At 62.0% G+C, this 17,625-nt stretch carries 14 protein-coding genes and 2 pseudogenes; 10 read left to right on the forward strand and 6 right to left on the reverse strand.

Going from position 1 to position 17,625, the window contains the following annotated elements:
* Positions 1–546 precede the first annotated feature (546 nt).
* Complete coding sequence (locus tag CFII68_RS22145) at positions 547–2,244, reverse strand: AMP-binding protein (protein ID WP_018602280.1); 1,698 nt, start codon at positions 2,242–2,244, stop codon at positions 547–549.
* Positions 2,245–2,455: 211 nt separating this feature from the next.
* Here CFII68_RS22145 and CFII68_RS22140 point away from each other — a divergent pair, with 211 nt between their 5' ends.
* Genes CFII68_RS22140 through CFII68_RS22125 form a run of 4 tightly spaced genes read left to right on the forward strand, consistent with a single transcriptional unit; the run spans position 2,456 to position 8,015 of the window.
* Positions 2,456–3,619 carry an isovaleryl-CoA dehydrogenase gene (locus CFII68_RS22140; RefSeq protein WP_014339274.1) on the forward strand — a complete coding sequence of 388 codons (1,164 nt, stop codon included), beginning with the start codon at positions 2,456–2,458 and terminating at the stop codon, positions 3,617–3,619.
* Between the two features lie 11 nt (positions 3,620–3,630).
* Entirely contained in the window at positions 3,631–5,238 is a 1,608-nt protein-coding gene (locus CFII68_RS22135) for a carboxyl transferase domain-containing protein (RefSeq protein WP_018602283.1), read from the forward strand.
* Positions 5,239–5,250: 12 nt separating this feature from the next.
* On the forward strand, positions 5,251–6,069 hold the full coding sequence (locus tag CFII68_RS22130; protein ID WP_018602285.1) for a gamma-carboxygeranoyl-CoA hydratase: 819 nt from the start codon (positions 5,251–5,253) through the stop codon (positions 6,067–6,069).
* Entirely contained in the window at positions 6,066–8,015 is a 1,950-nt protein-coding gene (locus CFII68_RS22125) for an acetyl/propionyl/methylcrotonyl-CoA carboxylase subunit alpha (protein ID WP_018602287.1), read from the forward strand. Before CFII68_RS22130 ends, CFII68_RS22125 begins: the two co-directional genes overlap by 4 nt.
* Positions 8,016–8,043: 28 nt before the next feature.
* Here the strand turns inward: CFII68_RS22125 and CFII68_RS22120 are convergent, their stop codons facing one another.
* Positions 8,044–8,691: a LexA family transcriptional regulator gene (locus tag CFII68_RS22120; protein WP_024616054.1), complete on the reverse strand. Its 648-nt coding sequence runs from the start codon at positions 8,689–8,691 to the stop codon at positions 8,044–8,046.
* A 131-nt stretch (positions 8,692–8,822) separates the two neighbouring features.
* Here CFII68_RS22120 and CFII68_RS22115 point away from each other — a divergent pair, with 131 nt between their 5' ends.
* Positions 8,823–9,164 (forward strand): DUF6124 family protein, encoded by a 342-nt coding sequence (locus tag CFII68_RS22115; protein ID WP_018602291.1) that lies wholly within the window; start codon positions 8,823–8,825, stop codon positions 9,162–9,164.
* Between the two features lie 493 nt (positions 9,165–9,657).
* On the forward strand, positions 9,658–10,809 hold the full coding sequence (locus CFII68_RS22110) for a M14-type cytosolic carboxypeptidase (protein ID WP_018602293.1): 1,152 nt from the start codon (positions 9,658–9,660) through the stop codon (positions 10,807–10,809).
* Between the two features lie 211 nt (positions 10,810–11,020).
* Here the strand turns inward: CFII68_RS22110 and CFII68_RS22105 are convergent, their stop codons facing one another.
* Complete coding sequence (locus tag CFII68_RS22105; RefSeq protein ID WP_003199979.1) at positions 11,021–11,557, reverse strand: cytochrome b; 537 nt, start codon at positions 11,555–11,557, stop codon at positions 11,021–11,023.
* Complete coding sequence (locus CFII68_RS22100) at positions 11,554–12,636, reverse strand: catalase family peroxidase (RefSeq protein WP_018602301.1); 1,083 nt, start codon at positions 12,634–12,636, stop codon at positions 11,554–11,556. The genes CFII68_RS22105 and CFII68_RS22100 overlap by 4 nt, the downstream gene beginning before the upstream one ends.
* Before the next feature lie 168 nt (positions 12,637–12,804).
* Between CFII68_RS22100 and CFII68_RS22095 the strand changes: the two genes are divergently transcribed.
* Both CFII68_RS22095 and CFII68_RS22090 read left to right on the forward strand, forming a co-directional pair.
* On the forward strand, positions 12,805–13,311 hold the full coding sequence (locus CFII68_RS22095; RefSeq protein ID WP_018602303.1) for a sigma-70 family RNA polymerase sigma factor: 507 nt from the start codon (positions 12,805–12,807) through the stop codon (positions 13,309–13,311).
* Positions 13,308–14,060 (forward strand): anti-sigma factor, encoded by a 753-nt coding sequence (locus CFII68_RS22090; protein WP_018602304.1) that lies wholly within the window; start codon positions 13,308–13,310, stop codon positions 14,058–14,060. Before CFII68_RS22095 ends, CFII68_RS22090 begins: the two co-directional genes overlap by 4 nt.
* Positions 14,061–14,202: 142 nt before the next feature.
* On the opposite strand, the pseudogene CFII68_RS22085 reads toward CFII68_RS22090, so the two are convergent.
* Positions 14,203–14,499, reverse strand: a pseudogene (locus CFII68_RS22085) (IclR family transcriptional regulator C-terminal domain-containing protein); the annotation flags it as partial.
* Here CFII68_RS22085 and CFII68_RS22080 point away from each other — a divergent pair.
* Together CFII68_RS22080 and CFII68_RS22075 are read left to right on the forward strand one after the other, a co-directional pair.
* Positions 14,491–15,085 (forward strand): annotated as a pseudogene (locus CFII68_RS22080) (extracellular solute-binding protein); the annotation flags it as partial. The pseudogenes CFII68_RS22085 and CFII68_RS22080 sit on opposite strands and share 9 nt — an antisense overlap.
* A gap of 249 nt (positions 15,086–15,334) precedes the next feature.
* Positions 15,335–16,660 (forward strand): leucine-rich repeat-containing protein kinase family protein, encoded by a 1,326-nt coding sequence (locus CFII68_RS22075; RefSeq protein WP_018602310.1) that lies wholly within the window; start codon positions 15,335–15,337, stop codon positions 16,658–16,660.
* 189 nt (positions 16,661–16,849) lie between these two features.
* Here the strand turns inward: CFII68_RS22075 and CFII68_RS22070 are convergent, their stop codons facing one another.
* Complete coding sequence (locus CFII68_RS22070; protein ID WP_018602312.1) at positions 16,850–17,554, reverse strand: YebC/PmpR family DNA-binding transcriptional regulator; 705 nt, start codon at positions 17,552–17,554, stop codon at positions 16,850–16,852.
* Between the last annotated feature and the right edge of the window lie 71 nt (positions 17,555–17,625).

Below are 17,625 nucleotides of genomic sequence, written 5' to 3' on the forward strand. Positions count from 1 at the left end.
GGGTAGCCCCGTACCATAGAATCTCCCACACTGGATCTTCAGCAGACCCAAAGCCCATGTGCACCGCAAAACCTGTGGGAGCGAGCCTCCCACAGGATGAATGCGGTCACCCAGAACCAGGTCGGCTATCAGGCCGCCTCGCGGTGGACGTTGATCTCGGGCGCCCCGTTAACCACGATGGCCGAACGCAGGCATTGTGGAGTGGGCATCCCGGCATGGATGCCGGGATAGCCGCGCTGGGCCATGGATGGCCCTTCGCGGCGGGCCCACGGAGCAATGCCGGAGTGAGGGCACACCGAGCCTAAGCGAGGTGCCAAGTGGTGGGGCAAAAGCGCTTTGCTTACTTTCGCGCTCCGAAAGTGAGTCGCCGTAAGGGCGAAACCCTAAGCAGCCGTTACCGCAGCAACGGATATACCCCCCTACGGCTGTTGGCCCTGTCGGGCTATTACCCTTGCAGCTTGAGCTCGAAAACGGCGGCACAGCCAACATTTATGTCGCCTGGCACACCGCCTTCGCGAGCAAGCCCGCTCCCACAGGGGATCTTGCTCAGCCTTCTCTATCGCGCAGTTCTTCGATGCTGATTTCGCGCATGCGGAATTTCTGGATCTTGCCGGTGACCGTCATGGGAAATTCTTCGACGAATTTGAAATGACGCGGCGTCTTGAAGTGGGCAATACGCTCCTTGCACCAGGCCTGCAGCTCTTGCTCGGAGGCACTGTGGCCGGGATGAAACTTGATCCAGGCAACGATTTCCTCGCCATAGCGCGAACACGGGATGCCGATCACCTGCACGTCCGCCACTGCTGGGTGGGTGAAGAAAAACTCCTCCAGCTCACGCGGGTAAATATTCTCCCCGCCGCGGATGATCATGTCTTTGTTGCGCCCGACGATGCGCACGTAGCCCTGCTCGTCCATGGTCGCCAGGTCGCCGGTGTGCATCCAGCCCTCCGGGTCGATGGCATCGGTGGTGCCCTTGGGGTTGTTCCAGTAACCGAGCATCACGCTGTAGCCGCGGGTACACAACTCACCGATAGCACCACGTGGGACGATATTGCCGGCCTCATCGATAATTTTGCTTTCCAGTTGCGGCTGGGTGCGGCCGACAGTGGTCACGCGCAGTTCCAGTTCGTCGGTAGGACCGGTCTGCAATGACACCGGACTGGTTTCCGTCATGCCGTAGGCTATCTGCACTTCGGCCATGTGCATTTCATTGATGACCCGTCGCATCACTTCGATGGGGCATGTGGCCCCGGCCATGATGCCAGTGCGCAGGCTGGACACGTCGAAGTCGCCCCGCTGCGGCTGGTCCAGCAGGGCGATGAACATGGTGGGCACGCCATACAGTGCCGTGGCTTTTTCCTCGGCCACGGCCTTTAGCGTCAGCAACGGGTCGAAGGCATCGTTGGGGTAGATCATGGTGCTGCCATGGGTCATGCAGCCCAGGTTACCCATGACCATGCCGAAGCAATGGTAGAGCGGCACCGGGATCACCAGCCGATCGTCAGCCGTCAGGCCCAGGCTTTCGCCGACCATGTAACCGTTATTGAGAATGTTGTGATGACTGAGGGTCGCGCCCTTGGGGAAGCCGGTGGTGCCGGAGGTGTACTGGATATTCACCGGTTGATCGGACTGCAGGCTGGATTGGCGTTCGGCCAGTTGTGCAGGCGTCACCGCCGCCCCCAGGGCGGCGAGTTGCGACCAGGGCAGGAAACCTGCCGGCGGCTGGGAATCGAGGCTGATCACACCGCGTAAATCCGGCAAGCGTTCGCTCTGCAGATGGCCGATCGATTGCTCCGCCAGCTCTGGTGCCAGCGTTTGCAACATGGCGTGATAATCCGAGGTCTTGAACGCCCCGGCACACACCAGCCATTGGCATCCGGATTGTTTAAGCACGTATTCGAGCTCAGAGACGCGATAGGCCGGATTGATATTGACCAGAATGACGCCGATCTTCGCACTGGCGAACTGGCTGATGCACCACTGGGCGCAATTGGGCGCCCACACGCCAAGGCGATCACCGGTTTTCAAGCCTAGCGCCAGCAAGGCTCGGGCGTGCAGATCAACGGCCTCGGCCAGTTGTTGCCAGGTGTAACGCAGCGATTGATGGCGAACCACCAACGCCTCGCCCTCGGGATAGCGCGTCACGGTCTGGTCGAAAACTTCGCCGATGGTTTGGGCCAGCAAGGCCTTGTCCTCGGAACCACGGGTGTAGCTGAGCTGCGAATGCGAACCGGGTTGATCCATGACGCCCCCTCTTGTCTTTATTAGTGGGTGTAGCGGTGGAATCTCATGCACAGATGCCTTTGGTAAAGCGATTCAAGCGCACTTACTCTGGCCCAAGTTGACGTTAACGTAAAGGCCGATTGACAGCCTCTCGTCGCAGGCTTACGTTAACGTAAAGGTGAGAGCGATTCCGCCACTCTCCGCACCCGATAAAAAAGCCAAAGGTGTTCCCATGAGCTACCCATCCCTGAACTTTGCCCTCGGCGAAACCATCGACATGTTGCGCGACCAGGTACAGGCCTTCGTCAAGGCCGAACTGGCGCCGCGAGCAGCGCAGATCGATATCGACAACCTGTTTCCCGCCGACATGTGGCGCAAGTTCGGCGACATGGGCCTGCTGGGCATCACCGTACCGGAAGAATACGGCGGCGCTGGCCTGGGCTACCTGGCCCACGTGGTAGCGATGGAAGAAATCAGCCGCGGTTCGGCCTCGGTCGCCCTCTCCTACGGTGCCCACTCCAACCTCTGCGTGAACCAGATCAACCGCAACGGCAATCACGAACAGAAAACCAAATACCTGCCCAAGCTGATCAGCGGCGAACACATCGGTGCCCTGGCGATGAGCGAGCCGAACGCCGGTTCCGACGTGGTCTCGATGAAACTGCGCGCCGACAAGCGTGGCGACAAGTACGTGCTCAATGGCAGCAAGACCTGGATCACCAACGGCCCCGATGCCAACACCTACGTGATCTACGCCAAGACCGACCTGGAAAAAGGCCCCCACGGCATCACCGCTTTCATCGTCGAGCGCGACTGGAAAGGCTTCAGCCGCAGCAACAAATTCGACAAGCTCGGCATGCGCGGCTCCAACACCTGCGAGCTGTTTTTCGATGACGTCGAAGTGCCGGAGGAAAACATCCTCGGCACACTCAACGGTGGCGTGAAAGTGCTGATGAGCGGCCTCGACTACGAGCGCGTCGTGCTCTCTGGCGGCCCAACCGGGATCATGCAGGCCTGCATGGACCTGATCGTGCCCTACATTCACGACCGCAAGCAGTTCGGCCAGAGCATTGGCGAATTCCAGCTGATCCAGGGCAAGGTCGCCGACATGTACACCCAGCTCAACGCCAGCCGCGCCTACCTGTATGCCGTGGCCCAGGCCTGCGAGCGCGGCGAAACCACCCGCAAGGACGCCGCCGGGGTGATCCTCTACAGCGCCGAACGCGCCACGCAAATGGCCCTCGACGCGATCCAGATCCTCGGCGGTAATGGCTACATCAACGAATTCCCGGCCGGTCGTCTGCTGCGTGACGCCAAGCTGTACGAAATCGGTGCTGGCACCAGTGAGATTCGTCGGATGTTGATCGGCCGCGAACTGTTCAACGAAACCCGCTAACGGAGCTGACCATGGCCACGCTGCACACTCAGCTCAACCCGCGCTCGCCGGAGTTCATCGCCAACCGCGATGCGATGCTCGGACACGTCGAGGCCCTGCGAACCCTGCTCGCACACATTCGCCAAGGCGGCGGTCCCAAGGCCCAGGAACGGCACACCTCGCGGGGCAAGTTGCTGCCCCGTGAACGCATCAACCGGCTGCTGGACCCGGGTTCGCCGTTTTTGGAAATCAGCCCATTGGCAGCCCACGACGTCTATGGCGAAGACGTGCCGGCGGCCGGCGTGATTGCCGGCATCGGCCGCGTGGAAGGTGTCGAATGCATGATTGTCGCCAACGATGCGACGGTCAAAGGGGGCTCCTACTACCCGCTGACGGTGAAAAAACACCTGCGTGCCCAGACCATCGCCCAGCAGAATCGCCTGCCCTGCATTTACCTGGTGGACTCCGGCGGCGCCAACCTGCCGCGCCAGGACGAGGTGTTCCCGGACCGTGAGCACTTCGGCCGGATCTTCTTCAACCAGGCCAACATGAGTGCCCAGGGCATCCCGCAGATCGCCGTGGTCATGGGTTCCTGCACCGCCGGTGGCGCCTATGTGCCGGCCATGGCGGACGAGGCGATCATGGTCCGCCAGCAGGCGACGATTTTTCTCGCCGGCCCGCCGTTGGTGAAAGCCGCCACCGGTGAGGTGGTCAGTGCCGAAGACCTGGGCGGCGCCGATGTGCACTGCAAGATCTCCGGCGTGGCCGACCATTACGCCGACAGCGACGAACATGCCCTGGCCCTGGCCCGCCGCAGCGTGGCCAACCTCAATTGGCGCAAACAGGGCGAGTTGCAGCATCGCCTGCCAATTGCCCCGCTCTACTCGGGCGAGGAGCTGTACGGCGTGGTTTCGGCCGACGCCAAGCAGCCATTCGATGTGCGGGAAGTGATCGCGCGCCTGGTGGACGGCTCGGTGTTCGACGAATTCAAGGCGCTGTTCGGAACGACGCTGGTGTGCGGCTTCGCCCACTTGCACGGCTACCCGATCGCGATCCTGGCCAACAACGGCATTCTCTTCGCCGAAGCCGCGCAGAAAGGCGCGCACTTCATCGAATTGGCCTGTCAGCGCGGGATCCCGTTGCTGTTCTTGCAGAACATCACCGGTTTCATGGTCGGGCAGAAGTACGAAGCCGGCGGCATCGCCAAGCACGGGGCCAAACTGGTGACAGCCGTGGCCTGCGCGAAAGTGCCGAAATTCACCGTGATCATTGGCGGCAGTTTCGGCGCAGGTAACTACGGCATGTGCGGCCGCGCCTACGACCCGCGGTTCCTGTGGATGTGGCCGAACGCGCGGATTGGCGTGATGGGCGCCGAACAGGCGGCCGGCGTGCTGGTACAGGTCAAGCGTGAACAAGCCGAACGCAGCGGCCATCCCTTCAGCGCCGAACAGGAATCCGAGATCAAGCAACCGATCCTCGATCAGTACGAAGAACAGGGTCACCCCTACTATTCCAGTGCCAGGCTGTGGGACGACGGCGTCATCGACCCGGCCCAGACCCGCGATGTGCTGGGCCTGGCCTTGTCCGCGTCACTGAACGCGCCTATCGAACCGAGCCGCTTCGGCGTGTTCCGGATGTAAACGGGAATGCCCATGGATAACTTCAACACCCTCGAACTGCACACCGACCCACGGGGCGTTGCCACCTTGTGGCTCAGCCGCGAGTCGAAAAACAACGCGTTCAATGCCGAAATGATCCGCGAACTGATCCTCGCCCTGGACCACGTCAGCAGCGATCCAAGCTTGCGCTTCCTGCTGATCCGCGGTCGCGGCAAGCATTTCAGCGCCGGCGCCGACCTCGCCTGGATGCAGCAATCGGCCGAGCTCGACTACCACACCAACCTCGATGACGCCCGGGAACTGGCGGAGCTGATGTACAACCTCGCCAAGCTGAAAATTCCTACGCTGGCCGTCGTCCAGGGCGCCGCGTTCGGTGGCGCACTGGGGCTGATCAGCGCTTGTGACATGGCCATTGGCGCCGATGAAGCACAGTTCTGCCTGTCGGAAGTGCGCATTGGCCTGGCGCCGGCGGTGATCAGCCCGTTCGTGGTGCAGGCCATTGGCGAGCGTGCCGCGCGTCGTTATGCCCTGACGGCGGAACGCTTCGACGGGCAACGCGCGAAAGAAATCGGTTTGCTGTCGGAAAGTTACCCGGCCGAGGCCCTGGATTATCAAGTCGAACAATGGATCGACAACCTGTTGCTCAACAGCCCGGCGGCCATGCGCGCCAGCAAGGAACTGCTGCGTGAAGTCGGCAACGGCGCCCTTACCCCGGCGCTGCGGCGCTACACCGAAAATGCCATCGCCCGCATCCGCGTCAGCCCGGAGGGCCAGGAAGGCCTGCGGGCGTTCCTGCAAAAGCGTGCGCCGAACTGGCAAGCCGAATCGAATAACAAGGAGCCGCGTCGATGAGCGCCCCTGCCCTCACCACGTTGCTGGTGGCCAACCGTGGCGAAATCGCCTGCCGCGTGATGCGCACCGCCAAGGCCATGGGCCTGACCACCGTTGCCGTCCACAGCGCCACCGACCGCGATGCCCGCCACAGCCGTGAAGCCGACATCCGCGTCGACCTGGGCGGCAGCAAGGCCGCCGACAGCTACCTGCAAATCGACAAGCTGATCGCCGCAGCGAAAGCCAGCGGCGCCCAAGCCATCCATCCCGGTTATGGTTTTCTGTCCGAGAACGCCGGGTTCGCCCGAGCGATAGAAAGCGCCGGGATGATCTTCCTCGGCCCACCGGCCTCGGCCATCGATGCCATGGGCAGCAAATCGGCGGCCAAGGCCTTGATGGAAACCGCCGGGGTGCCCCTGGTGCCGGGTTATCACGGCGAAGCCCAGGACCTGGAGACCTTTCGCGACGCCGCCGAGCGCATCGGCTACCCGGTATTGCTCAAGGCCACGGCCGGCGGTGGCGGCAAGGGCATGAAAGTCGTCGAGGACGTCAGCCAACTGGCCGAAGCCCTGGCCTCGGCCCAGCGTGAAGCGCAGTCCTCGTTCGGCGACTCACGGATGCTGGTGGAAAAATACCTGCTCAAACCGCGCCATGTGGAAATCCAGGTATTTGCCGACCAACACGGCAACTGCCTGTACCTCAACGAACGCGATTGCTCGATCCAGCGCCGCCACCAGAAAGTCGTGGAAGAAGCCCCCGCCCCCGGCCTGACCCCGCAACTACGCCGGGCCATGGGTGAAGCCGCCGTGCGCGCAGCCCAGGCGATTGGTTACGTCGGGGCCGGCACCGTGGAGTTCCTGCTGGATGCGCGGGGCGAGTTTTTCTTCATGGAAATGAACACCCGGTTGCAGGTCGAGCATCCGGTCACCGAAGCGATCACCGGACTGGACCTGGTAGCCTGGCAGATCCGCGTCGCCCAAGGCGAACCCTTGCCGATCACTCAAGCGCAAGTGCCGCTGCTCGGTCACGCCATCGAAGTGCGGCTGTATGCCGAAGACCCGGTCAACGATTTCCTGCCGGCCACCGGGCGCCTGGCGTTGTATCGAGAATCGGCCGAGGGCCCAGGCCGGCGGGTCGACAGCGGGGTTGAAGAAGGCGATGAAATCTCGCCGTTCTACGACCCGATGCTCGGCAAGCTGATTGCCTGGGGTGAAGACCGTGAACAGGCGCGCCTGCGGCTGTTGAGCATGCTCGACGAGTTTGCCATTGGCGGGCTGAAAACCAACATCGGGTTCCTGCGCCGAATCGTGGCCCACCCCGCCTTCGCGGCAGCAGAGCTGGACACCGGATTTATCCCACGTTACCAGGCGCAATTGCTGCCAGAGCCGGGCGAATTGGATGACGCATTCTGGTTCGCAGCCGCCCAGGGCTTCGCCTTGAGCCTGACACCGCGCGTGCGCGGCGATGATGCCGACTCGCCCTGGGCCAGCACCACCGGGCTGCGTCTGGGGCTGCCAAGGGAGACCACCTTGCACCTGAGCTGCGAAGGCCAGGATCGCGCGCTGACGCTGGACATTAGCGCCCATTGCGCGGAACTCGAGGGCGAGCAACTGGTGATCGAGCACCACGGCCTGCGCCGCAGTCATCGGGCCATTCGCCAGGACGACAGCCTGTATCTGCAATGGGCGGGTGACCTGCACCGGATCGACCTGTACGACCCGTTGGCCGCCGCCGAGGCCAGCCACAGCCATCAAGGTGGCCTGGCCGCGCCCATGAACGGCAGTATCGTCCGGGTACTGGTGAGTGTCGGCCAGTCGGTGGAGGCCGGCGCTCAACTGGTGGTCCTGGAGGCCATGAAAATGGAGCACAGCATTCGTGCGCCCAAGGCCGGGGTGATCAAGGCGCTGTATTGCCAGGAAGGCGAAATGGTCAGCGAAGGCAGCGCCCTGGTGGCATTCGAAGAATAGGAGTCGGCCCGTCCCAGGGCCGATCCAGTCAGAACCTGATGGTGGCCTGCACCACCACACCGATGAGGCGACATTGCTCGGTGTACAGGTTTTTCGGGTAAGTCGGATTGAGCGGAACCAGGTAACGCTGCCCGCTCTCCTCGATCAATTTGCGAAAGGTCGCGTCACTGCTGCCGGGCAAGCAGGCAACCACCAGTTTGCCTGGCACCGCCTCGACGGCCGGATCCACCAGGATCGACATGCCCTCGGGAATGCTCAAGCCGCTGGGTGCGGTCATCGCGTCGCCCACCACCACCAGCCAGAACGCGGCCCCCAGGGCGTGGTAGTCCGTCAGTTCGTAGCGCGCCGGGCTGTAGGCGCCAGGATCGCCTTCGCGAACCTCGCCAACCTCGTGCCATTCACTGACCGGGTAGCGGAAGTACGGGTTGTACTTCTGCGCCAGGGTCATGCCTTCGTCCGTGGAGGTGTCCGGCTCGCGAATCACCATCGCCACTTCCAGAAACTCCAGCCCCAATTCCCGCAGGACCCGGTTCATGTCATCGACACTGGGTTGCCGGCGCCTGGTCAGCCAATGGCCGACGCCGCCCTGGGACATTCCCAACCGTTCTGCGAGCACCACTTGCGTGATGCGCAGCTCCTTCATCTTGGCCTTGACCAACTCTATCCATTTATCCATGTGCGGCACGATACGTGGATGACTCCGACCATTCAAAACACAAATTGTAGTATTTCAATTATCGTCACAATTACGATAAGTACTATTCTGGATTCAGGAGTTCAGCCCCACACACGGAGATTTTCCTCACCATGGATACACCCAACAAAGACCAGCCCAGCAGCCCTTTCGACAGCACGTTCCCTTCCTTTCAGGATTGCCCGGCGGCCAAACGCGCCCTCGACTACTACTTGAAACCAAGTGTTTCCCAGGCACAGTCAGAACATCGCTTCTTCGACGTCAACCACAGCGTCAGCGCAGAAGAAGCCCTTGTTCACGCCTGCGACCTGCTGCGCTGTGCAGCGGCGACCGCCCACGAGTCTGCCAACCAGTTGAACGGCTCGAGCCGTGACCTGGCATTTTCGGTGGTGCACATGATTGATCTGGTCAAGGTGATGCTTGACCGATCCCTGGATGGCTACCCGACTCGCTAGGGGTAACGCTTGGGAATGTCGCCGCGAACGCGGACGACGAGAAAAATTTTCCAATCGGTGCGATAAAACCATTTGACTTGCAAATGATAATGATTATTATTGCATCAGCTGATCGCGAGATCAGTCGATAGATCAGAAGACCTTAGGTCGGACTTCTGGAATATCTCCTCATCAGGCTAATCACGGTTTTTGACCCGGCTTTTTGCCGGGTCTTTTTTTTGCCGATTTTTCGACTTATGGCTTCAGGCTAATGAAGTCTTTTGGGTGCTGCCAATTCGGTGGCGGCGATGATAGCAAATGAATATCCGTTTGCAAGAGACGCCCCGCCACACAGGCGAAAACTATCGACAACCAGCGCTTGAGAATCAATTGCAGACTCTCTAAGCTGGCTCGGCGTCCAGGGAGGACGCCCCCTCGTTTACGTGACGTAAATCGTCTCGGTTCCCCCGTCTTGCGTGTACAGTAATGGCCATGAAAATCCTCTCCAGGAATCGTGACCGTGGCTAAATCTTCCTTTGATATCAGTGCCAGTTTCGACAGCGGCAACATCGAGGTCGTCGACATCAGCAACCCGTTGCAGTCGTTGCTCAAGATCAGGCCCGACACCCGCAGCGCCCATTTCCAGTGGTTCCACTTCAAGGCCAGCGGCCTGCACGTCGGCCAGGAGTATTCCTTTCGGCTGCTCAACGCCAGTCAATCGTCTTACAACAAGGCCTGGACGGGCTATCAGGCCGTTGCCTCCTACGATCACGTCAACTGGTTCCGCGTTCCGACCCAATTTGAAGGCGACGCCCTGCGTTTTTATCTGGAGACCGAACAGACCAACGCCTGGTTCGCCTACTTCGAACCCTACAGTCGCGGCCGACATGATTGGCTGATCGAGCAAGCGCAACACAAGGCCGGCACCGAACTATTGGCCGTCGGTAAAAGCGTGGAAGGCCGTGACATTCAACTGCTGCGCAAGGGCAGCGGTGCCGAAGGCCGGCGCAAAGTCTGGATCATCGCCCAGCAGCATCCCGGCGAGCACATGGCCGAGTGGTTCATGGAGGGCGTGATCGAACGCCTCCAGCAGCATGACGATGCGCAACTGAACCAGTTGCTCGCCAAGGCCGATCTGTACCTGGTGCCGAACATGAACCCGGACGGCGCGTTCCACGGGCATCTGCGGACCAACGCCATGGGCCAGGACCTCAACCGCGCCTGGCAGAACGCCAGTCCGGAAATCAGCCCCGAGGTGTTTTTCGTCCAGCAGCAAATGGAAAAGTACGGCGTCGATCTGTTCCTCGATGCTCACGGCGATGAGGAAATTCCCCACGTCTTCACCGCCGGTTGCGAAGGCAACCCGGGCTACACGCCACGCATTGCCGAACTTGAAGAGCGCTTTCGCAGCCATCTCAAGCATCAGACCAAAGACTTCCAGACTGCTTACGGCTACACCCGCGACGAACCGGGCCAAGCCAACATGACCCTGGCCTGTAACGCGGTCGGCCAGAAATATGACTGCCTGTCCCTGACCCTGGAAATGCCGTTCAAGGACCACAACGATCACCCGAACCCAATCACCGGCTGGTCTGGCAAACGCTCGATGCAACTGGGCAAGGATGTGTTGAGCACCATCGAGGCCATGGTTGACGAATTGCGCTGATCCAACGACCTGATCATGTCCCTCGTCTAGGGTGAACACCTGTGGCGAGGGAGCTTGCTCCCGCTCGGCGATGTAGGAGCTGGCGAAGCCTGCGATCTTTTGATCTTTCACTTGAAACTCAAGCGCCAGTGGAAAGATCGCAGCCTCGCTTCGCTCGGCAGCTCCTACAGACACCACCCAGCGGGAGCAAGCTCCCTCGCCACAGGGTTCATCAGCCTTTGCCGCGCAACATACTGTCCAACACCTCATCCCGGCGCACCCAAGCGTGAAACAACGCCGCCGCCAGATGCACCAGCACCGTCACGAACAACAGGTAAGCCAGGTACCCGTGGGCCTTGCGCAGCAGTGCGAACGTCTGGGCGTGGGCTGGCAGAATCGACGGCAGTTGCAACGAGTCGCCGAGCATCACCGGGTCCCCCGCCGCCGAAATCATGCCCCAGCCCAACAGCGGCAGGACCAGCATCAGGGCGTACAACAGCACATGCGAGGCGTTTGCCGCCAGCACTTGCCAGGCCGGTAGATCGGCCGGCAGCGGCGGTTGGCGGGTAGTAAAACGCACCACCAGGCGCACGATCACCAACAGCAAAATCGCGATACCCAATGGCTTGTGCAACTGCAGCAGCCATTCATGGCGTTCGGACACCGAAGCGACCATGCCTGCGCCGATAAACAGCATGGCGATGATCATCACTGCCATCAGCCAGTGCAGCAGCCGGGCCAGCGGTGCAAAGTGACGAGGGGCGCTCATGGGCGGGACTCCTGTTTGGCGGGCAACTGGCTCACTTCGCTGGTACGTCGCAGGTAGGAACTGGCATAGGCGGCGGAACGCGCAACCAATAGCGGGTCTTCGGAACCTTCGATCCCTTGGGGCAGGATCAGCGGGTCATAGTTGATGTCGCGGCATTCGCCGTTGTCCTGCGCCTGGGTGCGCTCAAGCACCAACGTGCCGGCATTGAGTACCTTGCGGTCGGCGGGCCAGGCCTTGCTGGCATCGTTCACCGGGTCACCCGGGTTGGCCAGGGTGATGTTCAACTGCCAGCGCAACGGCCCGGCGGCGAGACGCTTGGCCAAGTCCTGCTCGAGGAAGTCGCCCCCCTGGGGTGGCGTCGCATCCGCAGCATCCTGGCTCATCGGCACCACGCCCCAGCGCACCGCCTGGCGCTGCCCGGCAGGGTTGACCAGATAGAACGCGTTGATGCCGTTGTAGGTTTCGGTGGCATAGCTGGCCGACGGCTTGGCGCTCTTGATCCATTGCAGGAACGGCACCGCTTCGGGGTGCGCAGCAAAGAACGCCGGTACGGCCGCAGGGTTCGGTTTTCCTGTGGCAGGGTCCGGCGACTGGGCTTGCTGGAGTTGGTAGAAGGCTTCGGGCGTGCCCACCGGAAACACCGGCATGCTGTTCATGCCGGTGCGCCATTGCTGGCCGTTGGCCTGGGTAAAGCGCAGTGCCAGGCTGCGAATCGGCACACCGCCGTCCGGTGCATAGGGGTTGCCGCTGGGCAAGGCGAAACGCCCAACCACTGGCGTTTGCGGCTGCGAGAACACTTGGGCGCTGGAATAGGCGCTGGCCTCGCCCGTGCTTTGGAAATAGCCCGCGACGCAGACACCTTTTGAGTGGTTGCGTCGAAAGCCTGGGTGAACGCCGTTGTTTTTTTCCAGCACATTGACCAATGCCTGCGGTGTCAGGCGCTGTGGGTCGAGGCTACCATTGACGTAGGCAAACGCCCCGGCCAGCGCGGCAACAATCACGGCGATGCCGCTCAGGCGCAATGTCAGGCCGGCGGCACTCAAGGGTGGCCGGCTCGACGAGGGTGAAGGATCAACCATGAGAAAGCTCCAGGGCTCGGGGCCATTTGTTGGAAAGGACCCGTCAGACGAAGGCGTGACAGGTTTATTCCCACGCCTCGTATTTATTTTTCCTGCACTGGAATAATCTCGTTTGCGGGTCGTCTTTCCAGTCCCGGCGCAGTGACTGCCCACAGAAGCCACACCCTTATGAACGCATTCGACGAACAGTTGCGCGAGCTCATCCCCAGGCTACGGCGTTTTGCCGTGTCGCTGACGCGCAACCCGAGCAACGCCGACGATCTGGTGCAGATGTGCCTGGAACGGGCATTGTCCAAGTGGAACGACAAGCGTCCGGACGGCGATCTGCGGGCCTGGCTGTTTTCGATTCTGTATCGGCAGTTTCTCGACGGTCATCGCCGCTCCCGACGGTATGCGCGCATGCTGGAGTTTTTCACCGGCCGCGACGATGCCCACCCTTCGGCCGAGCGCAGCGTGATCGCGCAATCGTCCCTGCAGGCCTTCGACCAACTCACGACGGAACAACGCGCGCTGTTGTTGTGGGTGTCGGTGGAAGGCTTGAGTTACCAGCAAGTCGCCGACATCCTCGGCGTGCCGACCGGCACGGTCATGTCCCGCCTGTCCCGCGCTCGCCAGGCCCTGCGCCAACTCAGCGACGGCGAAATCACCCGCCCTACCCTGCGGATACTCAAATGATCAACATGCCCCCTAGCGACAGCGACCTGCACGCCTACGTCGATCGCCAACTGAGCGAGGCCGACCAGCGCCTGGTGCAGGCCTACCTGGCCAACCAGCCGGAAGTCGCCGCCCGGGTCCGCGCCTGGCAACAGGACGCACAGCACCTGCGCACGGCCCTGAGCGGCGCCTTGCAACAGCCGCCCAACCCGGACCTCGACCCGGCCATGATTCGCCAGCGCCTGAAACATCGCTCCCGCCGCCATTTGGCCAACGCCGCCGTGTTGCTGCTGGCCGTCAGCGTGGGTGGCTTCGGTGGCTGGCAGGCGCGGCAAATGACCCTGCTCAGCGCCGCAGCCCCCATGGCCGATGCCTTGCAGGCATACCGTTTGATTGCCCAGCAGGGCATCCTTCCGGCCGATTACCAGACCGGCGACGAGCAGAGCATGCAAGGCTGGCTCGACCGCTACTTCACCCAGGCCGACCGACTGCCTGACCTGTCGGGTGCCGGCTTCAGGCCGGTCAGCGGGCGCTTGCTCAGCACCGAACAAGGCGCGGCGGCGATGGTGGTCTATCAGGACCCGAGCGGTCAGAAAATCAGCTTCTACGTGCGCCCACCCGGCCCGAAAAATTTCCTCCTGCCCCGGGGCAGTCGCCGCGAGGGCGAGTTGCAAGCCGAGTACTGGTCCGGGCCGGGCTACAACTATGCGATGGTCATCCCCAGTGATACGCCGACGGTGCAGCGGCTCAAGCAGACCCTGAAGCTCTGAGCCCCTTACCCGGTGGGAATCTCTGTGGGAGCGAGCTTGCTCGCGATGGCGGTGTATCAGTCGACATCATTTCTAACTGAACCACCGCCATCGCGAGCAAGCCCGCTCCCACAGGGGATACAGGCTGTTCTTGAGAGTGTGTTCAGCCCTGCCCAAACACCTGCGAAGGCCTGCGCAGCAACGGATCGAACGGGTTGATCCGCGGTCCGATCAGGGCCGCCTCGCGCTTGAGCATGTCCACCACCGTCGGCAGGCGATCGGGCCCCAGGCGGTCGCTCACGGTTGCCACGCTCAACGCGGCCACGGCCCGGCCGTCACGATCGAGAATCGGCACGGCCACCCCGGCCATGCCTTGCAATAGGCCTGTATTGCGCCCGGCGTAGCCCAGCGTACGGACGTTCTCCACTTCCGAACGCAGGAAGACTTCGTCGTACAAATGGCCGATCCGCGCCTCAAGGACAAAGTGGTGTTCCAGTCGATGACCTCGTCCACGTTCGGCCTGCACGGCTTTTTGATGTTCAACCGGATCCAGGGCGACAGCGAAACCGACGTTGAGCCGGGCTTCAAGGCCTGGCCGAACACGGTGGGGCGCAACGTGCTGGCGTACATCCCGAGCTCGGCGAAGCTATCCGAAATGCTGCAGACCGACGAAGCCGCGCTGTTCCCGCTGACGCCGACCCAGGTGACCGCGCTGAAACTCAAGGGCATGCCGGTCGAATATGCCCAGCCGAAGGAAGGCGCCGTGGTCCTCAACGTCGCCGAATGCGCCATCGCGCAAAACACCCAACCGGAACTGGCGCAAAAGCTCGCGGCTTTCCTGCTGACCCCGCAAGCCCAGGCCATCGCCCTGGAAGAAGGCGACCAGATCCCGTCCAACCCCAACACCCCCGACCACCGACAAGACTCGCGGTCAGGTGGAGGCGATGAAGCAATACCTGGAAACGGCGATTGCCGTGGATTGGGACCAGGTCAACGAACAACGCCCGGCCTGGAACGCCCGCTGGAACCGCAGTATCGAGCGCTAGCGCGATCGACTGTGGCAAGGGGAGCGACACTGTTGTGGGAAAAACTGCTGTGAACAAATGCTGTGGGAGCAAGGCTTGCCCGCGATGAGAATGACGCGGTCTCTGAGAAAACGAGGCGCCTGCATCGCGGGCAAGCCTTGCTCCCACAGATAAATCCCCTCGCCACAGGGTGTTGTACTGAGCTGATTATTGGTTAACTGTCTGGCTACGGACGCCAGACCCTCCCCTTGATCAACAGCGACCCCCACCATGCACACCCTCGCCCAACTACGCGCCGGCCAGCTCTGCGGCATTACCCGGCTGGACCTGGCCTGCGGCTTGACGGAGTTTCCCCGGGAAATCTTCGACCTGGCCAACTCCCTCGAGATTCTCAACCTCAGTGGCAATCAGTTGGACACGCTGCCCGACGACCTGCATCGGCTGACGCGCCTGCGCGTGCTGTTCTGTTCGGACAACCGCTTCACAGAACTGCCCGAATGCCTGGGCCGTTGCAGCGCGTTGACCATGGTCGGTTTCAAGGCCAATCGCATCGCGCACGTCACGGGCGCCGCGCTGCCGCCACAGCTGCGCTGGTTGATCCTGACCGACAACTGCGTCAGCCAATTGCCAGATGAACTGGGCCAACGCCCCGATCTGCAAAAACTGATGCTGGCCGGCAACCGCTTGCGGCAATTACCGGCGAGCCTGAGCCAGTGTCATCGCCTCGAACTGTTGCGCATCGCCGCCAACCAACTGAGCGAACTGCCGCAATGGCTGCTCACGTTGCCGAGCCTCAGTTGGCTGGCCTACGCCGGCAACCCGCTGGAAGCCCAGGCAGAAGCGGCGGCGCTGAATACCACGACGTCTATCGACTGGTCGCATCTGGAACTGCAACAACCACTGGGCGAAGGCGCGTCGGGGGTGATTCATCAGGCGCTCTGGCAGGCGCCCGGCCAGGCGGCACGAAAGGTCGCAGTGAAGCTGTACAAAGGCCAGATGACCAGCGACGGCTCGCCCCTGCATGAGATGCATGCCTGCATCACGGCCGGTCGCCACTCGAACCTGATTGAGGTGCTGGGCCAGGTTGCCGGGCACCCCGAGCAACAGGCCGGGCTGGTGATGGCGCTGGTCGAGCCCAGCTACCGTAACCTCGCCGGGCTGCCGAGCCTGGCGTCATGCAGCCGCGACGTCTATGCCGATGAACTGCGCCTGAGCGCTTCGGCAGCCCTGCGCATCGCCCATGGCATCGCCTCGGTGGCGGCGCACCTGCACCGCCAGGGCATCACCCACGGGGATCTCTACGGGCACAATATTCTGTGCGATGACCAGGGCGATTGCCTGCTGGGGGATTTTGGCGCGGCGTCGTTCCACGCCACCACAGACAACCTGCAAACCCGCGCACTGCAACGCATCGAAGTGCGGGCCTTCGGGATTCTGCTGGGGGAATTGCTGGCGCGGATCGAACCGGGGCTCGGTGCGCAGGATCTTGCGTGGCTGCTGGATTTGCAAGCGCGCTGCTGTCAGCCGGAGGTGCTGGCACGGCCAGGGTTCGATGAGATTGAAAGGTTGCTGAGCGAGTTCAAACACATCGACTAAACCAGCACCCCAAGCTAACAAGCACACCGCCTATTGTGGCGAGGGGATTTATCTGTGGGAGCAAGGCTTGCCCGCGATGCGGACACCCCGTTTTCTCAGAGACCGCGTCGTCTTCATCGCGGGCAAGCCTTGCTCCCACAGAATGAACCGCACCCAGGGATAAATTCCCTCGTCACAGGGGTGTACTGCTTAACCCGCCAACCCGACAAACATGTCCTGCACGTCATCGTGGTTGTCGAGGCCTTCGAGGAAGGCTTCGACTTCAGCCATCTGCTCGTCGGTGAGGCCACTGACCGGGTTTTTCGGCTGGTAGCCCAGCTTGGCCGACAATACGGTGAAACCCTGCTCCGGCAAGGCCTTCTGGACAGCGTCGAGGTCGGCAGGGTCGGTGAGGAACAACGTCGCGTCGTCTTCGCCCGGCTCGAAATCCTGGGCGCCGGCCTCGATGGCGGCCATTTCCGGATCGGCGTCCGGGCTGTCCGGCGCGGCTTCGATCATGCCGACATGGTTGAAGTCCCACGCCACCGAACCCGAGGCGCCGAGTTGGCCCTTGCGGAACGCGACGCGAATTTCGGCAACGGTGCGGTTGATGTTATCGGTCACGCATTCAACGATCAGCGGCACCTGGTGCGGCGCGAACCCTTCGTAGGTGACGCGGTGGTATTGCACGGTTTCACCGAGCTGGCCAGAACCTTTCTTGATCGCACGTTCCAGGGTCTCGCGGGGCATCGAGGCCTTCTTCGCCTGTTCGACAACCAGTCGCAAGTGCGCGTTGGTAGCGGTATCCGCACCGTTGCGCGCGGCAATGGTGATTTCCTTCACCAGTTTGCCGAAGATCTTGCCCTTGGCGTTGGCAGCCGCTTCTTTGTGTTTAACCTTCCACTGTGCGCCCATTACTCACTCTCTTGTCTGACGCGCCGAGACATCTGCCGGCCGGCGCTGTGGCGCAAGTTTATACGGCCTAA

The sequence above is a fragment of the Pseudomonas sp. CFII68 genome, from assembly GCF_000416195.1.
Taxonomy (GTDB): domain Bacteria; phylum Pseudomonadota; class Gammaproteobacteria; order Pseudomonadales; family Pseudomonadaceae; genus Aquipseudomonas; species Aquipseudomonas kilonensis.